The sequence below is a fragment of the Arthrobacter sp. SAFR-044 genome (assembly GCF_059414985.1).
Genome location: NZ_JBPFDN010000029.1, coordinates 1 through 2,810 on the forward strand (window position 1 = coordinate 1; position 2,810 = coordinate 2,810).

Sequence of the window (2,810 nt, forward strand, 5' to 3'; positions counted from 1 at the left end):
CTCGTCGCGGACCTCACCGATGACCAGATCTGGAACCTCAAGCGCGGCGGCCACGACTACCGCAAGGTCTACGCCGCGTACAAGGCCGCCACCGAGTTCAAGGGCAAACCCACCGTCATCCTCGCCCACACCGTCAAGGGCTACGGCCTCGGACCAAGGTTTGAGGGGCGGAATGCCACGCATCAGATGAAGAAACTGACGGTTGAGGATCTCAAGGACTTCAGGGATTACCTGCGCATTCCCATTTCGGATGAACAGCTGGACGCTGACCCCTACCGCCCGCCCTATTTCCACCCGGGCCTCGATGCGCCCGAAATCGCCTACCTCCTCGAACGGCGGAGCGTGCTGGGCGGTTTTGTTCCCGAGCGCCGCGGCGGACCCGGGGCTGTTGATCTTCCGGACGCCAAATCCTACGAGGTGGCCAAGCGCGGCTCGGGAAAGCAGATGGCGGCCACCACCATGTCATTTGTGCGCCTGCTCAAGGACTTGCTCCGTGACAAAAAGTTCGGGAACCGGATCGTTCCCATCGTGCCGGACGAGTCACGCACCTTCGGCATGGATGCATTCTTCCCGACCGCGAAGATCTATAGCCCGGCAGGGCAGAACTATCTGTCCGTGGACCGGGACCTGGTCCTGGCCTACAAGGAATCCCCCGCCGGGCAGCTGATCCACCCGGGCATCAACGAAGCCGGCGCCGTGGCAGCATTCACCGCCGCCGGAACCTCCTACGCCACCCACGGCGTCCCCCTGGTCCCGGTCTACGTGTTCTACTCCATGTTCGGCTTCCAGCGCACCGGCGACGCGTTCTGGGCCGCCGGGGACCAGATGACCCGCGGGTTCATCATCGGCGCCACCGCAGGACGGACCACCCTCACCGGCGAGGGCCTCCAGCACGCCGACGGACACTCACCCCTGCTGGCCTCCACCAACCCGGCCGTCCTCACCTACGACCCCGCCTACGGCTACGAAATCGGACACATCGTCCGCTCAGGCCTGGAACGCATGTACGGGGACGGGTCCGAAGGACACAACGGCGATAAGAACGTCATGTACTACCTCACCGTGTACAACGAACCCATCATCCAGCCCGCAGAACCCGAGAACCTCGACGTGCAGGGTGTGCTGGGCGGCATCTACCGGGTGTCGGCGTCGAGTATAGAAGGACCGAAGGCACAGATCCTCGCCTCCGGCGTCTCCGTGCCTTGGGCCATCGAAGCCCAGCGCGTGCTGGCCGATGACTGGAACGTCTCCGCCGACGTCTGGTCCGTGACCTCCTGGAACGAACTGCGCCGCGACGGCCTCGCCGCCGAAGAGGAAGCCTTCCTCAACCCCGGCCAGCCCGCCCGCGTCCCGTTCGTCACCCAGCAACTCGAAGGCGCCACCGGCCCCATCGTCGCCGTCTCCGACTACATGAAAGCCGTCCCGGACCAGATCCGGCAATTCGTCCCCAACGAATTCGCCACCCTCGGCGCCGACGGCTTCGGCTTCTCCGACACCCGCGCAGCAGCCCGCCGCTACTTCAAGAACGACACCCACTCCATCGTGGTGAAAGCGCTGCAGATGCTCGCAGCGAGGGGCGAAGTGGAGGAGGGCGCACCGTCATACGCCATGGACCGCTACAAGCTCCTGGACGTGAACGCCGGCACCACCGGTGGCGCGGGTGGGGACGCCTGAGAACCACTGCCGGCAGGAGTCGGGGCAGTTTCCGGGGGGAGGCTGCCCCGACCGCTTTGGCATTGGCTAGGGTGCAGCTATGAAGAAGACGGACGCGCCCGGACCCGTAGGCCCGACTGGCCGCGGGGTGACTGGCGTCGTCCTTGCGGCCGGAGCGGGCACCCGCCTGGGACTGGGACCAAAGGCGCTGCTGCCCTACCGGGGCCGACCGCTGGTGGAGTCCGTCGCCAACACACTGCTCGACGGCGGCTGCCGGGAAGTGGTGGTGGTCCTGGGGGCAGGAGCATCTGAAGTTCAGTCAGTTGCCAGCCTCGACCGCTTCCGGGTAGTGAAAAACCCGGAGTGGCAGACGGGCATGGGCAGCTCGTTCATCCTCGGAAACCAAGCCGCGGATCCCGGAAGCCACCTTTTGATAGCGCTTGTGGACCAGCCCGGACTGACCCGTGAAACGGTGGCACGGTTGCTGGCCCGGCACCGGACGGGCCGGATCACCGCCGCCGCTTACCGCCGCGCATTCGCCGAGGGCGGGCTGCCGGACCATCACGGCCGCAAAGACAACGCCGGCCACGGAGACAACCGCGGGCAATCGGGGCAGCTTCGCCGCGGGCACCCCCTGTTCATCGACGCCTCCCTGCGGGAGGCCGTATGCGCAACGGTGACGGGCGACGCCGGGGCGCGCGGCTTCCTGCGCTCACACCCGAACCTGGTGGATGAAGTGGACTGCAGCGATCAGTCCACCGGGGAAGATGTGGATACGCCGGACCAGCTGGGCCTTCTCCAGTAGCAGCCGAGTTCCACTGGCACCCGACCACCACCAGAAGGCCACCTTCAGCAGCACGCGAAGACGGTCAGGCGTGGGCGCGCAGGAACCGCTCAAGGGCCTCTTCCCAGGGCGACCCGCTGTGGTGAACGACGTCGACACCGCCCGAAGGCAGTCCCCTGGGCCATCGCGGTGGTTCCCAGTCCTGGTGTTCGCTCGGGTAGTGGCGGCCGGAGGGTGAGGTCCAGCCCGGTGGTTCATTCTTCGTGGCAGGGGTGGGTTTCCAGCCGGTGCTGTGCCGAAGTTTGTGATGTTTCGGGCAGGGCTGTCCCAGGTTGCTGATCCCTGTGGTGCCGCCGTTGGCCCAGGCGAGGAT

2 protein-coding genes and 1 pseudogene are annotated in these 2,810 nt (G+C 66.4%); 2 read left to right on the top strand and 1 reads right to left on the bottom strand.

What is annotated here, in order from left to right; genetic code table 11:
• Positions 1-1,674, top strand: a 1,674-nt coding sequence (locus ACR65J_RS20955; RefSeq protein ID WP_440172718.1) for a transketolase-like TK C-terminal-containing protein, incomplete at its 5' end; no start/stop codon positions are given.
• 79 nt (positions 1,675-1,753) lie between these two features.
• The gene (gene nboR / locus ACR65J_RS20960) at positions 1,754-2,458 is read left to right on the top strand and encodes a nicotine blue oxidoreductase (protein WP_440172720.1); all 705 of its coding nucleotides are present in this window, start codon (positions 1,754-1,756) and stop codon (positions 2,456-2,458) included.
• Between the two features lie 64 nt (positions 2,459-2,522).
• On the opposite strand, the pseudogene ACR65J_RS20965 reads toward nboR, so the two are convergent.
• A pseudogene (locus ACR65J_RS20965) lies at positions 2,523-2,810 on the bottom strand (HNH endonuclease signature motif containing protein); the annotation flags it as partial.